Source organism: Pseudoduganella sp. GCM10020061 (assembly GCF_042683405.1).
In the GTDB taxonomy this organism is placed as follows: Bacteria; Pseudomonadota; Gammaproteobacteria; order Burkholderiales; family Burkholderiaceae_D; genus Telluria.
This window is the reverse complement of the sequence record NZ_JBHUJS010000006.1, coordinates 193727-208354: the sequence shown is the minus strand read 5'-3', so window position 1 is coordinate 208354 and position 14628 is coordinate 193727. Positions and strand designations below refer to the sequence as shown.

The following is a 14628-nucleotide window of genomic DNA, read 5'->3' as shown; positions in this document are numbered from 1 at the left end:
GCGCAAGGCGATACTTGCGGTCTGTCCCTGCGCGTTTGGCGGAATCGGCCATATCGTGGCTTTTTCCGCCAACTGCCCAATAAAAAAGGCAGCCCTTTCCGGGGCTGCCTTTCGCGCGCTACAGGGCGGGAACCGTCCCTGGCGGGACAGTCCCCAGCCACGCTTACTTAGAGGCGCCGATTTGCGGCGCTGCGGACAGGTCCATCTGCAGCGCGCGCGACAGGAAGCCCCACTTGTCGGCGACTTCTTCGATCTGCTTGGTGGTCGGCTTGCCGGCACCGTGGCCTGCCTTGGTCTCGATGCGGATCAGGACCGGCGCGGCGCCCGACTGCGCAGCCTGGGCCGCGGCAGCGAACTTGAAGCTGTGCGCCGGGACGACGCGGTCATCGTGGTCGGCCGTGGTGACCATGGTCGCCGGGTAGCAGGTGCCCGCCTTCAGGTTGTGCAGCGGCGAGTACTTGACCAGCGCCTTGAACTCGTCCGGGTTCTCCGACGAGCCGTAGTCCGAGGTCCATGCCCAGCCGATGGTGAACTTGTGGAAGCGCAGCATGTCCATCACGCCCACTGCCGGCAGCGCTGCGCCGAACAGGTCCGGACGCTGGGTCATCGCCGCGCCCACCAGCAGGCCGCCGTTGGAGCCGCCGCCGATCGCCAGCTTCGATGGGGAGGTGACCTTGTTCGCCACCAGCCACTCGGCTGCGCCGATGAAGTCGTCGAACACGTTCTGCTTCTGCAGCTTGGTGCCCGCTTCGTGCCACGCTTCGCCGTATTCGCCGCCGCCGCGCAGGTTGGCCAGCACGTACACGCCGCCCATTTCCATCCACGCCAGGTTGGCCGGCGAGAACGCCGGGGTCAGCGAGATGTTGAAGCCTCCGTAGCCGTACAGGTAGGTCGGGTTCGAGCCGTCCAGCTTGAGGCCCTTCTTCGACACGATGAACATCGGGACCTTGGTGCCGTCGCGGCTCGTGAAGAACTGCTGGCGGGTCTCGTAGTCGGCCGGGTTGAAGTCGACCTTCGGCTGGCGGAACACGGAGCTCTTGCCGGTCTTCATGTCGTAGCGGTAGATCGTGGTCGGGTTGGTGAAGCTGGCGAACGAGTAAAAAGTCTCGCTGTCGCCGCGCTTGCCCGGCAGGCCGCCGACGGTGCCGATGCCCGGCAGGTCGAGGTCGCGCAGGTGCTTGCCCTTCAGGTCGTACACGCGCACCACGCTCTTCGCGTCAGCCAGGTACTCGGCCACGATCTTGTTGTCGATGATGTTGGCGCCGGTCAGCGTGTCCTTCGATTCAGGGACGATGACTTTCCAGTTCGACGGCGCAGGATTGCGCGTGTCGATCGCCACGATGCGGGCGCGCGGCGCGTCCTTGTCGGTGGTGAAGTAGAACACCGGGCCGTCGTTGTCGATCAGCGACCACGATGCGCTGAATTCGTCGATCAGCGGCGTGACCTTCGAATCCTTCTTGGTCAGGTCCTTGTAGAACACGCGGTACTTCGGCGCGGTGCCCTTGGTGACGGTAATGACCAGGTAGCGGCCGTCGTCGGTGACGTCGCCGCCGAAGCCCCACTCCTTCTCGTCGCGGCGCTCGTACACCAGCGTGTCGGCGCTTTGCGGCGTGCCGATCTTGTGGAAGTACAGCTTCTGGTAGTAGTTCACGTCTGCCAGCTTGGTCGCCTCGTTCGGCTCGTCGTAACGGCTGTAGAAGAAGCCGCTGCTGTCGGCCAGCCATGCGGTGTTGGAGAACTTGACCCACTTGATGTGGTCAGCGGTGTCCTTGCCGGTCTCGATGTCGCGCACGCGCCATTCGTTCCAGTCGGAGCCGGAAGCGGCGGTGCCGTAGGCGAGCAGCTTGCCGTTCGGGCTGACAGCCATGCCGGACAGCGCGACGGTGCCGTCGGCGGCCAGCTTGTTCGGGTCGAGCAGCACGCGCGGGGTGTCCGACAGCGACTTCATGGTGTACAGGACCGACTGGTTCTGCAGGCCGTCGTTGCGGCTGTAGAAATAGCGGCCGCCTTCCTTGTACGGCACGCTGTAGCGCTCGTAGTTCCACAGGCTGGTCAGGCGCTTCTTGATCGCCTCGCGCTGCGGGATCTGGCTCAGGTAAGCCTGGGTCACCTTGTTCTGTTCTTCCACCCACGACTTGGTGTCGGCGCTGTTGGCGTCTTCCAGCCAGCGGTATGGGTCCGCGACGGTCGTGCCGTGGTAGTTGTCGACCTGGTCGACCTTCTTCGATGCCGGATAGGCGAGCGCGGGCGCGACGCCTGGCGTGCAGGCCGCCTGGGCGAAGGCGTTGCCGCAGAAGGCAGCGAGCAGGCTGGCGACCAGCGTTGCTTGTCTCATTTGCATATTGTTTGTCCTGGTGTAGAAAGTTAAACAGGCTTATGGCCGAGCTGGATGATAGCGCGAAAAGCAGCCCGGCTGGAAGAATGGGGGGTGGTTGCCACTGCCGGCGCGGAGAGCCGGCCGGCGGTCAGCCGGCGGCGCCAGCGGCGGGGATATGGGCGGCGTGCCAGCGGGACGCCATCTGGCGGCCCTGCTCCAGCTGCGCGGCAGTGAGCCGCTCTTCGGCCATTTGGCGGCCGGCGATGGCGGTTTCGTCGCCGCCCTCCGCCGCCAGCAGCATCCACATATAGGAGACGGCGGGGTCGCGCTGCACGCCGCGGCCCGCGTTGTACATGCTGCCCAGGTTGAACTGGGCCAGGGCATGCCCCTGTTCGGCGGCCCTGGCGTACCAGAACACGGCCAGCGAGTCGCTCTGCTCGACGCCCTGCCCGTTCGCGTACATGGCGCCGAGATTGTTCTGCGCGCTGGGGTCGCCCTGCTCGGCGGCGCTGCGGTACCACAGCGCGGCGCAGGCTTCGTCCTTGTCCACGCCCTGTCCGGTGGCGTACATGACGCCGAGGTTGAACTGGGCGTTCAGCGCGCCCTGCTCGGCGGCGCGGCGGTACCAGGCCAGCGCGCGCTGCATGTCGCGCCCGGTGCCGCGGCCATTGCCGTACATGCTGCCCAGGTTGTACTGCGCGCCGATGTGGCCTGCCTCGGCGGCGCGCGTGAACAGGTCCAGTGCGCGCTTGTCGTCGGCCGGCACGGCGCGGCCGCTGGCGACCAGCATGGCCAGGTCGAACTGCGCTTCGCAGTCGCCCTGGCCGGCGGCGCGCTCCAGCCAGCCGAGCGCGCGCAGCGGATCGGCGGAGACCCCGCGCCCGTCCGCATAGGCCTTGCCGAGCAGGCGCTGGGCCACGGCATGGTCCTGGACGGCGGCCTGGCGCAACCAGCCCAGCGCCATGATGTCGCTGCGGTCCACCCCCAGCCCTTCCGCGTACATGCGCCCGAGGTTCAGCTGCGCGCCCGGCTCGCCCTGCAGCGCGGCCTTGCGCAGCCATGCCATCGCCAGCGCGTGGTTGAGCGGCACGCCGTTGCCCGCCAGGTAGCATTCGCCCACCAGCGCCTGGGCGCTCGCAACGCCCTGGTCGGCGGCGCGGTAGAACCAGTTGAATGCCTGCTGCGCGCAGGCGGCGACGCCGCGTCCGTGGCGGTACATCTGGCCCAGGTTCTGTTGCGCCGAAGCGTCGCCCTGCTCGGCGGCGCGTCGGAACCACCGTGCCGCCTGCTCGTCGCACTGGCGCACGCCCACGCCATCGCAGTACATCGCGCCCACGTGGTTCTGCGCGTAGGCCAGGCCCTTGCGCGCGGCCTGCATCATCCATTTGAACGCGCGGGAGTCGTCGCGCTCGACGCATTCGCCCTTGCGGTACAGCAGTCCAAGGTTGAACTGGGCGTAGGGATTGCCGCGTTCCGCAGCGTTGCGGAACCAGACAAGGGTCTGGTGGTGCTCCGGCGTCGTGTTGGGGCGGCCCATGGCAAGGTCTCCGGCTGGATTCAGGCGGACTGGGGGGTATTGATAAAATTGTAATTGGACGGCGTCCACGGTGTTTTGAGTGCGCACAAGCGATGGGTTTCGCTGTTCGCTGCGGCGCTGGCATTGCCGCCCGGGGCCGATCGCAGCCGCCTGCGAATATATTTCTTTCTACCCAGTGTTGTTTCTGGGTGGAAAGATGTTGCCACAAGGAATCACGCCCCTTATCATGGCCGGATGCCTACCCTGACCGCGCCAGCCATCCACCTGCCACCTGACGACAGCGGGCGGCGCGGGACGCGCAGGGTCACCTCGTATGATGTCGCGAACGTGGCCGGGGTGTCCCAGTCGGCGGTATCGCGGTGCTTCAAGCCGGGCGCCAGCGTGTCCAAGGCCACCTACCAGCGCGTGATGCAGGCCGCGCGCGAACTCGACTACATTCCGAACGCCGCCGCGCGCAGCCTGTGCACGCGCCGCTCGAACCTGGTCGCCGTGATCCTGTGGGAACAGGCCATCCTGAGCCACCCGGGCATCGTGACCGAACTGACGCAGCAGTTCGCGCGGCGCGGCATGCGCGCCGTCCTGTTTACGCTGGCGAGCGAGGCCGACATCGACGGCACCCTGGCCGCGCTGTGGCAGCACCAGGTCGACGGCGCCATCGTCGCCGCGCGCCTGGGCGAGGCGCACATTGCCGAATTCACCCGTCGCGCGCTGCCTTTCCTGCTGTTCAACCGCCCCGCCGGACACGAGGTGAATGCAGTCGCGTGCGACCACTACGCGGCCGCGCGCACGCTGGCTGCCCGCCTGGCCAGCGCCGGCCACAAGCGCTTTGCGCTGGTGAGCGGCCCGGCCGACTCCAGCGTGGCGCAGGAACGCCTGCGCGGCGTGTGCGAGCGCCTGGCCGAACTCGGCCTGCCGCGTCCGCTCGTCGTGGCCGGCAATTTCGATTACGCCAGCGGCGCGCGCGCCATGCGCGAGATCCGCGCACGCAGCGAAGCGCTGCCGGACGTGGTGGTGTGCACCAACGACATGATGGCGATTGGCTGCATCGACACCGCGCGCACCGAGTTCGGCCTGTCGGTCCCGTGCGACCTGTCCGTCACCGGTTTCGATGGCAGCGCCTCGTCCGGATGGCTCAGCTACAACCTCACCACGATGCGCCTGCCCATTGCCGAGATGGCGCTGGCGGCGGCGGAGATGTTCGCCGGCCTCATGGCAGGCGGCGCGGCGCCCCAGCAACGCCTGTTTTCCCCGGTGGTCGTGGACGGCACCACCGCGCGCCTCGGCCCCGCCGCCTAGCCCGCCGTTTTGACACTTATCAAAAAGCGCCGAAGCAGTCGGGCTTCGTATCGGACAGCGCTGGACCGTGCCCGCGCTCAGGACTACGCTGGCAGCATCCGATGCACGGAGGCCTGCCATGTCCTACAAGACTATCCTCGTCCACGTCGACGGCTCGCGCCATGCCCAGGCGCGCATCGAGCTTGCCGCCAACCTGGCTTACGCATGCAAGGCGCACCTGGTCGGCGCGTCGATGACCGGCCTGGCGCGGTTTGTCTATCCCGATCCGTCCATGCCCCTCGCGGTCGACCTGATCGCCACCCAGGTCGAACTCATGAACGAGCGCGCTGAGGCGGCCATCGCCCGCTTCGACGAGATCGTGCGGCGCACGGGAATCGAAACCTACGAACACCGCAAGGTGGAAGATGAGCCGGACACCGCGCTGGCGATGCAGGCGCGCTACGCCGACCTGGTGGTGGTCAGCCAGAGCGATCCCAGCGATCCGGGCACGCGGCTGGTGAGCGCGCTGCCGGAATACGTAATGCTCAACAGCGCGCGTCCCATGCTGGTGGTGCCGCACGCATCACCCCCTGCCGAGATCGGGCGTCACGCGCTGGTGGGCTGGAACGGCAGTGCCGAGGCGGTCCGCGCCATCACCGGCGCCATTCCGCTGCTGCAGCGCAGCCGGCAAGTCACCGTGGCCGTGTTCAATCCGGGCGAAAGTTACGGCATCCACGGAGAGGTGCCGGGCGCAGACATCGCCACATGGCTGTCCCGCCACGGTGTGAAGGTGCAGGTCATGGCGCAGGAGACGCAACTGGACATCGGCAATTCGCTGCTATCGATGGCGGCCGACCTGGATTGCGACCTGCTGGTGATGGGCGGCTACGGCAGGCCGCGCTATCGGGAACTGCTGCTGGGCGGGGTGACGCGGACCGTGCTGGAAACAACCCATGTGCCGGTCCTGATCGCACACTGAGCCGGTTTGGTGCCGGAGCTAGTCGCCACTGACGACGACGCAGTCACGGCCGCCGCGCTTGGCCGCGTACAGCGCCTTGTCGGCCGCTTCGATCAGCGGGGCGGCCTCGCTCAGCCGTTCCCTGTCGAAGCTCGCCACGCCGATGCTGAGCGTGATATGCGGCCGGATGGCTGCCGGCGCATGCGTGAGCGCCAGCGACGCCACGTGCTCGCGCACGGCGTTGGCGACGGTGCGCGCCTGCTCCGCCGACGTGTCGGGCAGGATTGCCGCAAACTCTTCGCCGCCGTAGCGCGCCGCCACGTCGGCGGGCCGCTTGAGCGTCGCCGCCAGCGCCTGCGCCACCGTGGTCAGGCAGCTGTCCCCCTGCTGGTGGCCAAAGTGGTCGTTGTAGGCCTTGAACGAGTCGATATCCATCAGCAGCAGCGAGAGCGCGCTGCCCGAGCGCTGCGCGCGCCGCAGTTCGCGATCCAGTGCAACATCGAAATAGCGCCGGTTGGCGATGCCGGTCAGGCCGTCGACATACGAGCGGGCGCGCAGCGACTCCGCATGGTCGAGCAGGCGGCGCTCGCGTTCGGCGGTGCCGCTGACGTCACGGATCTCGATCAGGCAGAAGCGCTCCTTGCCCTGGTCAAACGGCGTGACGGAGATGGACTGTTCGATGCGCGCGCCGTCGAAGCTGCCCGCCTCGCGCAAGGGGAACGGCGGGTTGCCCGGGGCCTGCGGAATCCTGGTGGCGAGGCCGCTGGTGAGTGCTGCCAGGACCGCCATCTCGACCGGGGAGCCGCGCAGCTCCGGGAACACCGCCAGCAGCGCATTGCCGCGCACCCGCGCCGCCGACCGGCCCGAGCGCGGCACCATCCAGGCGTTCCACAGCACGACCCGCTGATCGGCGTCGAGGACGAGGATGCCCGCGTTGAGCAGGTTGAGCGCGAGCGCCGGCAGGCCGGCAAGGGCGGACGCTTCCGCGTCGCTGAGATCGTGTTCCATCGTTGGTCGCAAACCCTGTTTGTTGGTTGCAGCATTGTACGTTGGAACACAGCGGCAGAATACATCAGCCGCGCGGCGCCCCCTCCAGGATGGTCGCCAGCCGCGCCCCATCCCAGCCCTCGCCAGCCAGGACCATCCGCGTGGCGAGCGCCTCGCGTACGCATTCGTCCACATCGGCACCGAGGTGATGCAGGCACTTGTCGCGCACCTCCACATGCACGAGCGGGTAGCGCCTGCCGAGTGCGCGCCACAAGGCATGGGCGCCCGCGGACTGGCGCGCCCCGCTGATCAGGCAATGCCCGGCGTCGAGCCACCACCGGTAAACCGCACTTGCGATACCGCGCCGCTGGTAGTACGGCGCATACTTCGAATGCGGCGCGCGCAGGTGGCGGTCGGCGCGCCGGTTGATCTCGATAAGCCGGTTGAACACCGTATATCCTGCCAGGCAGCGGCGTGCCGTGTCCTCGGCGTAGACGTAATGCTCGCCGTCCGCCTGCCGGTACCGGAACACAAGACCGGGGAAGTCGATGTCGAGTGCCGGCAGGCCGTGCAGCAGGTCGCCGTTACGCGACATGCGGCGGTACGTTTCGTCAAGGTCCTGCTGCAGCGCGCCCGGATGCTGGTGGACGTCGATGCGCAATGCCTTCGGTTCAGGCCGGGGCGCGAACAGCCGTGCGACGCGCCTGGACAGCATGCGCCAGGGCTGGCGCGGACACCCGGAAACTGGCAGGCGGTCGAGGTAGGACGCAGCGGCGCTCACTGCCCGCTCCACCATCCGCTCAGCAGGCGCTCCGGCCGCGCGCTCGCGCACACCTGCGCGCTCACGTTCCAGGCATCCATCTGCACCGTCAGGCCGGCGTAGATGGCGTGCCGCGCTCCGGCCCGGATTTCGCCGCCCGCGTGCAGGCTCTCCCCTACCTTGATGGCGCCATCCGCCGTGATCGGCCCGGCGGCCTTGATACCCCAGTTCGTTTCGAGGTGCTTGCCGCAGACAATCCCGCCGCCGCACTCGATCCCGTGGCCGGTGCGGATCAGATCGCGTCCGCTGATCGGGCCGGCGCTGCGGATTCCCTTGCCGCAGACGATCGCGCCATCGACGTCCAGCCCCTCGGCGACGATGCAGTTGCCCTGCACCTGGAGCTCGCCGCCGCAGACGATCGAGCGGCCGCAACGCACATCGCCGCGCGCCCGGATCGCCCCGCGGGATTCGATGCCCCAGCGCGCTTCGATGCCCTCGGCTGCATCGATTCGGCCGCTGCAATAAATACCGCCGCCGGCTGCCAGGTCTCCGCCGCAGGTAATGAAAGCGGCGCGCACGCCGCCTCCCGCGCGGATCGAGCCGCCCGTGCGCAGCACGGTATCCACAGCGATATTCCCCTGCACTTCCACGCTGCCCGCGAATACCAGCGCTTCGGCCTCGATGTGGCCGGCGGCCAGCACCTCGTTGGTCGGCCCGAACTGCGATAGCAGCCAGCAGGCGTCGTCCACCCGTCCGTCCGCGACCAGGGAATCGAGCAGCGGCTGATAGTCGGCGCCGTTCTCGTAATGGCGCAGGAACCAGCGCAAACCGCTGGCGCAAGGCTGCTTGGCGGCGACGAACTTCTTCGTGATTTCCATACTTCGCTACTACCTCGTATGCCGCTCGCGCGGCCGGTGATGCTACAGGAGCGGAAACGCGGACGCGCCGGCGCCGGCCATCATTGCGGCGCCGACCAGCGCCATGAACCTGCTGTCGCGCGGATTGTTCTGCCGTTTCTCCTGCCAGGCGGTCCAGAACAGGCACACGCCAATTGCACCAAACAAGGTGGCTGCTTCGATCATTGCTTCATCCCTTTGCGTTGACTGTGACTGCGGCGCGGCACGCGGGCCGCGACCCGGAAAGTATCGGCCATTGCGACCGGCTTGCCTATTCGCGATCGCGCGTACGGGTTTCCCCTACCGCCAGCCGCCGCACCGCGTAGTACAATCGGCTGGCGCAGCTGAATGGCGCGCGGACCAATCCCTCGCAGGCTCCAGCGCACGCTGTGTGCCGCCTTTACACTTCAAGCGAAACCTTATGAAAGACCTGCCGGACGCGCGGTCGATTTGGCACGGCTGCCTGTTCATCGCAGCCTACGTGGTGTGCGACATCCTGAGCGGCCCGGAGGCGCGTTACCAGACCATCGCGCCGGTCTGGCATCCCGCCGCGGGTCTCGCGGCCTGCCTCGCCGCGCGGCGCGGACTGGCGTCCACCTTCGCGCTGCTGGCCGCCGCACTGCTGGCCGCGACGATCACCCCGGCGCTGCCGTCGGACCGCGCAATGTCGCTGCTGGTCGGCCTGTTGCCTGTGCCGGTGTATCTGGCGGTCGGCCTGTTCATGCGCCGCTACCTGCCCGGCGGCGCCTTCATTGCCACGCATCGCGGCATGCTGATGTGGGCGGCGGCGGCGACGCTGGCCAGCCTGGCGGCGGCATGCCTGTACGCGAGCGTGCTGCACGGCCTGGGCAGCGCGGCGCGCGGCGCCTGGACCGATACCCTGACCCGCTACACGATCGCCGAAGTGGCGGGCATCCTGGTGACGGTGCCAGCGGCCTGCATCCTGCTGGACCGCCAGCTGCGCGCCGACTACCTGCGCCGGATCCTGCAATGGGACACCGCCGCCTATACCGCACTGACCGCGCTGGTGCTGTCGGTCGCCCTGCAGCGGCCGGCGCCGGAAGCGCTCACCTACTACCTGCTGATCCTTCCGCTCGCCTGGGCGGCCGCGCGGCAGGGCATGGCGGGCGCGCTGACCGCCGTGCTGGTGCTCGAAGTGAGCGTGACGGTCACGGCGCTGCGCCCGATCGCCTACCCCGCGCAGATGCCGGACGTGCAGATGCTGGTGCTGACGCTGACGCTGTCCGGCTTCCTGATCGGCATCGCCGTCGACGTCGCGCGGCGCGCCAGCGATGAGCTGCGCCAGTCGCTGCGCCTCGCCGCCGCCGGCGAGATGGCCGCGGCGCTGGCGCATGAGCTGAACCAGCCGCTCACGGCCTTGTCGGTCTATGGCAGCGCGTGCCAGCGCCTGGTCGAGCGCAATGGCGGCGATCCGCTGCTGCAAAAAACGGTCGCATCGATGGCGGCCGAATCGCAGCGCGCATCGAACGTGCTCAAGCGCCTGCGCGAATTCTTCCGCACCGGTTCGCTCACGCTGGAGCGCCTGTCGCTGCCGGAGCTGATCCATGCATCGGTGGCGCCGTTCCTGGCGCAGTCGCGCGCCGAACACGTGTCGCTCCAGGTGAATGCGATCCCCGACGTCGAACTGACCGGGGACCGCATCCAGCTGGAGATCGTGCTGCGCAACCTGCTGTCGAATGCGCTGCAGGCGCTGGCGGACCTGCCGGAAGGCGCGGACCGGCGGCTCACGGTCGATGCCGGCATCGACGGCGCGCAGGTGTGGATACGCATCGCCGACAATGGCCCCGGCATCGCGGACAAGATCCGCGCGCGCTTGTTCGAGCCGTTCATGTCGATGAAATCGAGCGGCCTTGGACTGGGCCTGGCCATCAGCAAGGCCATTGTCGAGACGCACGGCGGCACGCTCGCTGTGGAGCCGGGCCGGCACACTGTACTCAGGATCGCATTACCCGCACAATGGCGGATCGAAGGAGGAAAGTAGGCGGTATGTCGCACACAAACACGGTGTTCATCGTCGATGACGACGCAGCGGTCAGGGATTCGCTCGGCCTGCTCCTCAGCCTGCACGGCTACCGGACCGCGTTCTATGCCGACGCCGATGCGTTCCTGCGCGCCCTCGACGGCGCCATGCGCGGCTGCGTCCTGCTCGATATCCGGATGCCCGGGATGGACGGGCTGACCCTGCAGAGGACACTGGTGGAGCGCGGCTGCGCGCTGCCGGTCCTGATCATCACGGGACATGGCGACGTGGATTCGGCGCGCGCCGCGTTCCGGTCGCAGGCGGTGGATTTCCTGGAAAAGCCGCTGCAGGAAGAGCAGCTGGTCGGGGCCATCGAGGAGGCGTTCGCGCGCCAGTCGAATGCGCGCGGCCAGGGATCGGAAGAGCGCGCGGACTACGCCCGGCGCGAGGCCACGCTCACTCCGCGCGAGCGCGAAGTGATGCTACTGGTGGTGGCCGGCCGCCACAATCGCGAGATTGCGGCGGACCTGGGCATCAGCGTGCGCACCGTCGAGGTGCACAAGGGACGGATGATGGAAAAGCTGGGTGCGGCAACGATCCCGGACCTCGTGCGCCAGCACCTGCAGCACGCCGGCTAGCAGGCATGGCAGGCGGCCTCCTCCCGCTCCGGCTGCGCGACCACTTCGATGATGCGGATCTCGTCCACATCGCCCCCGGGGCGCGGCAACCGGGCCCGCGCCCCTTCCGACAGCCCGAGCAGGGCGCTGCCGACCGGCGCGAACACGGAGACCCGGTTCCTGCCGTTGATATCGTACGGATAGACCAGCGTGAGGCACAGTTCGCGCATGTCGACGGTAAAGCGCACGGTCGAATTCATGGTGACCACATTGGGCGGCATGTCGCACGGTTCGCGCACCTGCGCGCTGTCCAGTTGCCTGAGCAGCGCGCGGATTTCCCGCCTGGCCGCCGGCGGCAATGAATTGAGCAGGTGCTCCAGGCGGGCCAGGTCGGCAGACGACACGATGATGTTCGATTGCTTCTGCATGTTAACCTCGTCATTCAATTCAAACATAGGCGTGGCGAGCCAGCAGCACGGCGGCGCTCGCCACGGCGACCAGGATCGCCACCATCAGGACAAGCAGCCGCCATTCCTCGCGGCGCGCCAGGATTTCCCGCACGCGGCGGCGCTTGTCGCGCACCTGCATGTATTGCTGCGCCTGCGCGCCGACGTCGCGGCCGAACGGATAGCGAAAATTCCTCATGTGTAATCTCCCTGCCGGAGGCCGGATGGCCGGCCAATGAATCGAGTCCCTGCCGCACGCCGATGACGAGGCAGGGAAATGGTGGTCGGGATGAGCTCGGCGAACAGTCCGGGCGGCGCAGGCGCAGCCCTGGGTGTTCGCCGAGCCTAAGTGAGGCAGGCTGGATGGGAGACGCTGCGGCCCGGCAATCTGACGGTCGCATCGCAGCGCATCAAGGTTTCGGTTGGCAGGGTCATCGTCGGTGGTGGAGTCGTTGTCACGGACAAGTATCGCCGACCGGACGCGTTAGCGAATCCGGCGACCCCGTACGGGTTCCCCGCATGCGCAGACGGCATGGTTTATGACGCCAGGAAAACAAAAAAGGCCTGCAACTGACGTTGCAAGCCTTTTGAATTCTGGTGGGAAGTGCAAGTTTCGAACTTGCGACCCCTGCAGTGTGAATGCAGTGCTCTACCCCTGAGCTAACCTCCCGAAGCGGGGCGTATTATGACACAGGTTTTCCCTGCCGTCACGTTACTTCCGCAGAAACTTCATACGAACGCCAAATACTGGTGCCTTTGACCTGCTTGTCGAGGCCTTTCAGCAGCTCGTCGTGGGCCGCCGCTTCGTCCGCGCTGGCCTGCACGACGATGACCTCGGCCAGCGCAACGGCGTCCAGCGACACGCCTTCCACCACGACATCGGCGTCCAGGTCCATGGTCAGGCTGTTCTGGCCGCGGGTCATCGCCAGGTAGACGTCGGCCAGCAGCTCGGCATCGAGCAGCGCCCCGTGCAGCTTGCGGTGGCCGTTGGAGATGCCGTAATGGTCGCACAGCGCATCAAGCGAGTTGCGCTTGCCTGGACGCATTTCCTTGGCCGTGACCAGGGTATCGATCACGTTGCTGCAATGGCTCACGAACTCGGGCAGGCCCAGCATCTTGAACTCGTGGTTCAGGAAGCCCAGGTCGAACGGCGCGTTGTGGATGATGACTTCGGCGCCATCAATGTACTCACGCAGCTCGTGCACGATTTCCGCGAACTTGGGCTTGCTGCTCAGGAACTCGGTGGTAAGACCGTGCACGGCAAGCGCTTCCTCGTGCGAGTCGCGCTCAGGATTGATGTACCGGTGAAAATTATTACCGGTCAGCATGCGGTTCCTGATCTCGACGCAACCGATTTCGATCACGCGGTCGCCGTTGCGCGGGTTGAGGCCGGTGGTTTCGGTATCGAGGACGATCTGGCGCATGGACTTATTCTTTTAGAGAAACTTACTGACGGATGGCAGTATAACTGCGGACCGTCCGGGCCGCCACGTTATCGGCTGTGCTCTCGGCAACATACAACACCGGTTGACAGCGAGCGGATTCCGTCATTCCATACGACGTTCGATATAGGGAAAAGTTCGACGGAGGCTCGGCATGGTCCCCGCGTTCGCGGGGACGGGTTAGCGGACGGTGTCGACGCCGCGGTTGGCCAGCTTGTCGGCGCGCTCGTTGCCGGGGTGCCCGTTGTGCCCGCGCACCCAGCGCCAGTCGACCTGGTGCTGTTGGCGCGCCGCGTCCAGCTCCATCCACAAGTCGGCATTCTTGACCGGCTCCCTGGCCGCGGTTTTCCAGCCGCGCGCCTTCCAGCCGTGGATCCACTCGGAGATCCCCTTCTGGACATACTGGCTGTCGGTGTGCAGCACGACTTCGCACGGACGCTTGAGCGCGGAGAGCGCCTCGATCACCGCGCGCAATTCCATGCGGTTGTTGGTGGTGTTGGCTTCGCCGCCAAACAGTTCTTTTTCGGCCCCATCGGCCACCAGCAGGGCGCCCCACCCTCCCTTGCCGGGATTGCCCTTGCAGGCCCCGTCCGTGTAAATCTCAACCTTGGTCATTGCTACTTCCTGTTCGTTGCCGGCACCGCTTGCGGCGCCTTGGCTTTTTTCTTGTTCCATGCAGGACCGACCAGTGTCATTCCTTTGACACGCTTGACCGCCTGCACGATATACACCGCGCCGAAATACGGCCACCAGCGTTGCCCGGCGCGCTCCATGAAGCGGCTGCGCTGCAGCCAGTGCGCACTGCGGTAAGCAGGCGCGTAACAGCCATAGCTGGTGCGCGCCGGCGCAAGGTTGAGCAATTTTAACCAGTCTTTCATACGCGGCATAGAGATGAACTCGCCCTCGGCCGGCAAATAGGGATTGCGGATGGCGCGTCCCGTGTACTGGCGCGCGCCCCACAGGCTGGCGGGATTGAAGCCGCAGATGATCAGCTGGCCGCCGGGAATCAGGACCCGCTCCACCTCGCGCAGCACCTGGTGCGGCTCTTCGGCGAACTCGAGCACATGCGGCAGCACCACCAGGTCCAGGCTTTGCGAAGCGAACGGCAGGTCGGCGAAATCGAGCGCGACCGCGACCTGCCTTCCGCCCTCGACGTCGGCCAGCTGCTCGGCGGACGAGGTGTGCGTGGCTGCCTGCCATTTGTGCGGCATGCGGTTGGCGGCCAGCGCATCGATCTGCGGCACACCGACCTGCAGCGCGTTGAAGCCGAAGATGTCGGCCGTGAGCTCGTCCAGGCTCGCCTGTTCCCACGCGCGCACGTAGGCGCCCGGCGCGGTCCTGAGCCAACCGTCGAGCGCTATAATGGATTTCTGCGATTCCGCGCTGTCCATGCCTGCCTTTTTCCTGTTGAA

The 14628-nt window shown here is 67.0% G+C and carries 15 protein-coding genes and 1 tRNA gene; 4 read left to right on the top strand and 12 right to left on the bottom strand.

All coding sequences use genetic code 11. The annotated features are described in order from the left end of the window. Window positions 1-163: 163 nt before the first annotated feature. Both ACFSQR_RS12645 and ACFSQR_RS12640 read right to left on the bottom strand, forming a co-directional pair. Window positions 164-2341 (bottom strand): prolyl oligopeptidase family protein, encoded by a 2178-nt coding sequence (locus ACFSQR_RS12645; RefSeq protein WP_377730182.1) that lies wholly within the window; start codon window positions 2339-2341, stop codon window positions 164-166. Between the two features lie 124 nt (window positions 2342-2465). Continuing rightward, complete coding sequence (locus tag ACFSQR_RS12640) at window positions 2466-3854, bottom strand: tetratricopeptide repeat protein (protein WP_377730180.1); 1389 nt, start codon at window positions 3852-3854, stop codon at window positions 2466-2468. A gap of 234 nt (window positions 3855-4088) precedes the next feature. Here ACFSQR_RS12640 and ACFSQR_RS12635 point away from each other — a divergent pair, with 234 nt between their 5' ends. Together ACFSQR_RS12635 and ACFSQR_RS12630 are read left to right on the top strand one after the other, a co-directional pair. Continuing rightward, entirely contained in the window at window positions 4089-5150 is a 1062-nt protein-coding gene (locus tag ACFSQR_RS12635; RefSeq protein WP_377730179.1) for a LacI family DNA-binding transcriptional regulator, read from the top strand. Between the two features lie 118 nt (window positions 5151-5268). Next, window positions 5269-6108, top strand: coding sequence for a universal stress protein (locus ACFSQR_RS12630; RefSeq protein WP_377730178.1), 840 nt, complete (start codon window positions 5269-5271; stop codon window positions 6106-6108). 18 nt (window positions 6109-6126) lie between these two features. Here the strand turns inward: ACFSQR_RS12630 and ACFSQR_RS12625 are convergent, their stop codons facing one another. The 4 genes from ACFSQR_RS12625 to ACFSQR_RS12610 all read right to left on the bottom strand — a co-directional run bounded on the left by ACFSQR_RS12625 (window position 6127) and on the right by ACFSQR_RS12610 (window position 8916). Beyond that, window positions 6127-7095 (bottom strand): diguanylate cyclase domain-containing protein, encoded by a 969-nt coding sequence (locus ACFSQR_RS12625; protein ID WP_377730177.1) that lies wholly within the window; start codon window positions 7093-7095, stop codon window positions 6127-6129. A gap of 64 nt (window positions 7096-7159) precedes the next feature. Then, on the bottom strand, window positions 7160-7789 hold the full coding sequence (locus ACFSQR_RS12620) for an N-acetyltransferase (RefSeq protein ID WP_377730228.1): 630 nt from the start codon (window positions 7787-7789) through the stop codon (window positions 7160-7162). 62 nt (window positions 7790-7851) lie between these two features. Further along, entirely contained in the window at window positions 7852-8712 is an 861-nt protein-coding gene (locus tag ACFSQR_RS12615; protein WP_377730175.1) for a FapA family protein, read from the bottom strand. A 42-nt stretch (window positions 8713-8754) separates the two neighbouring features. Beyond that, a complete protein-coding gene (locus ACFSQR_RS12610) occupies window positions 8755-8916 on the bottom strand; it encodes a hypothetical protein (protein WP_377730174.1) in 162 nt (53 codons plus the stop codon). A gap of 235 nt (window positions 8917-9151) precedes the next feature. Here ACFSQR_RS12610 and ACFSQR_RS12605 point away from each other — a divergent pair, with 235 nt between their 5' ends. Further along, the gene (locus ACFSQR_RS12605) at window positions 9152-10732 is read left to right on the top strand and encodes a sensor histidine kinase (protein ID WP_377730173.1); all 1581 of its coding nucleotides are present in this window, start codon (window positions 9152-9154) and stop codon (window positions 10730-10732) included. Between the two features lie 5 nt (window positions 10733-10737). Next, window positions 10738-11349: a response regulator transcription factor gene (locus tag ACFSQR_RS12600; protein WP_377730172.1), complete on the top strand. Its 612-nt coding sequence runs from the start codon at window positions 10738-10740 to the stop codon at window positions 11347-11349. Here the strand turns inward: ACFSQR_RS12600 and rnk are convergent. The 6 genes from rnk to ACFSQR_RS12570 form a co-directional block, all read right to left on the bottom strand. After that, window positions 11346-11756, bottom strand: a complete 411-nt coding sequence (rnk, locus tag ACFSQR_RS12595) for a nucleoside diphosphate kinase regulator (RefSeq protein WP_377730171.1) — start codon at window positions 11754-11756, stop codon at window positions 11346-11348. The two genes, ACFSQR_RS12600 and rnk, sit on opposite strands and share 4 nt — an antisense overlap. A gap of 19 nt (window positions 11757-11775) precedes the next feature. Then, window positions 11776-11973: a hypothetical protein gene (locus tag ACFSQR_RS12590; protein ID WP_377730170.1), complete on the bottom strand. Its 198-nt coding sequence runs from the start codon at window positions 11971-11973 to the stop codon at window positions 11776-11778. Window positions 11974-12369: 396 nt separating this feature from the next. Next, window positions 12370-12444 (bottom strand) — tRNA-Val (locus ACFSQR_RS12585). 37 nt (window positions 12445-12481) lie between these two features. Further along, window positions 12482-13198: a DNA polymerase III subunit epsilon gene (dnaQ, locus tag ACFSQR_RS12580; RefSeq protein WP_377730169.1), complete on the bottom strand. Its 717-nt coding sequence runs from the start codon at window positions 13196-13198 to the stop codon at window positions 12482-12484. Between the two features lie 198 nt (window positions 13199-13396). Further along, complete coding sequence (rnhA, locus tag ACFSQR_RS12575; RefSeq protein ID WP_377730168.1) at window positions 13397-13831, bottom strand: ribonuclease HI; 435 nt, start codon at window positions 13829-13831, stop codon at window positions 13397-13399. A 2-nt stretch (window positions 13832-13833) separates the two neighbouring features. Beyond that, entirely contained in the window at window positions 13834-14607 is a 774-nt protein-coding gene (locus tag ACFSQR_RS12570) for a class I SAM-dependent methyltransferase (protein WP_377730167.1), read from the bottom strand. Window positions 14608-14628: the final 21 nt, after the last annotated feature.

Excerpts from the sequence above, each read along its gene's own strand:
- ACFSQR_RS12605 (WP_377730173.1), top strand. The coding sequence starts at position 9,152 with ATGAAAGACCTGCCGGACGCGCGGTCGATTTGGCACGGCTGCCTGTTC.
- ACFSQR_RS12620 (WP_377730228.1), bottom strand. The coding sequence starts at position 7,789 with ATGCTGTCCAGGCGCGTCGCACGGCTGTTCGCGCCCCGGCCTGAACCG.
- ACFSQR_RS12630 (WP_377730178.1), top strand. The coding sequence starts at position 5,269 with ATGTCCTACAAGACTATCCTCGTCCACGTCGACGGCTCGCGCCATGCC.
- ACFSQR_RS12570 (WP_377730167.1), bottom strand. The coding sequence starts at position 14,607 with ATGGACAGCGCGGAATCGCAGAAATCCATTATAGCGCTCGACGGTTGG.
- ACFSQR_RS12625 (WP_377730177.1), bottom strand. The coding sequence starts at position 7,095 with ATGGAACACGATCTCAGCGACGCGGAAGCGTCCGCCCTTGCCGGCCTG.
- ACFSQR_RS12640 (WP_377730180.1), bottom strand. The coding sequence starts at position 3,854 with ATGGGCCGCCCCAACACGACGCCGGAGCACCACCAGACCCTTGTCTGG.
- ACFSQR_RS12610 (WP_377730174.1), bottom strand. The coding sequence starts at position 8,916 with ATGATCGAAGCAGCCACCTTGTTTGGTGCAATTGGCGTGTGCCTGTTC.
- ACFSQR_RS12635 (WP_377730179.1), top strand. The coding sequence starts at position 4,089 with ATGCCTACCCTGACCGCGCCAGCCATCCACCTGCCACCTGACGACAGC.
- ACFSQR_RS12600 (WP_377730172.1), top strand. The coding sequence starts at position 10,738 with ATGTCGCACACAAACACGGTGTTCATCGTCGATGACGACGCAGCGGTC.
- ACFSQR_RS12615 (WP_377730175.1), bottom strand. The coding sequence starts at position 8,712 with ATGGAAATCACGAAGAAGTTCGTCGCCGCCAAGCAGCCTTGCGCCAGC.
- ACFSQR_RS12645 (WP_377730182.1), bottom strand. The coding sequence starts at position 2,341 with ATGCAAATGAGACAAGCAACGCTGGTCGCCAGCCTGCTCGCTGCCTTC.
- rnk (WP_377730171.1), bottom strand. The coding sequence starts at position 11,756 with ATGCAGAAGCAATCGAACATCATCGTGTCGTCTGCCGACCTGGCCCGC.
- rnhA (WP_377730168.1), bottom strand. The coding sequence starts at position 13,831 with ATGACCAAGGTTGAGATTTACACGGACGGGGCCTGCAAGGGCAATCCC.
- ACFSQR_RS12590 (WP_377730170.1), bottom strand. The coding sequence starts at position 11,973 with ATGAGGAATTTTCGCTATCCGTTCGGCCGCGACGTCGGCGCGCAGGCG.
- dnaQ (WP_377730169.1), bottom strand. The coding sequence starts at position 13,198 with ATGCGCCAGATCGTCCTCGATACCGAAACCACCGGCCTCAACCCGCGC.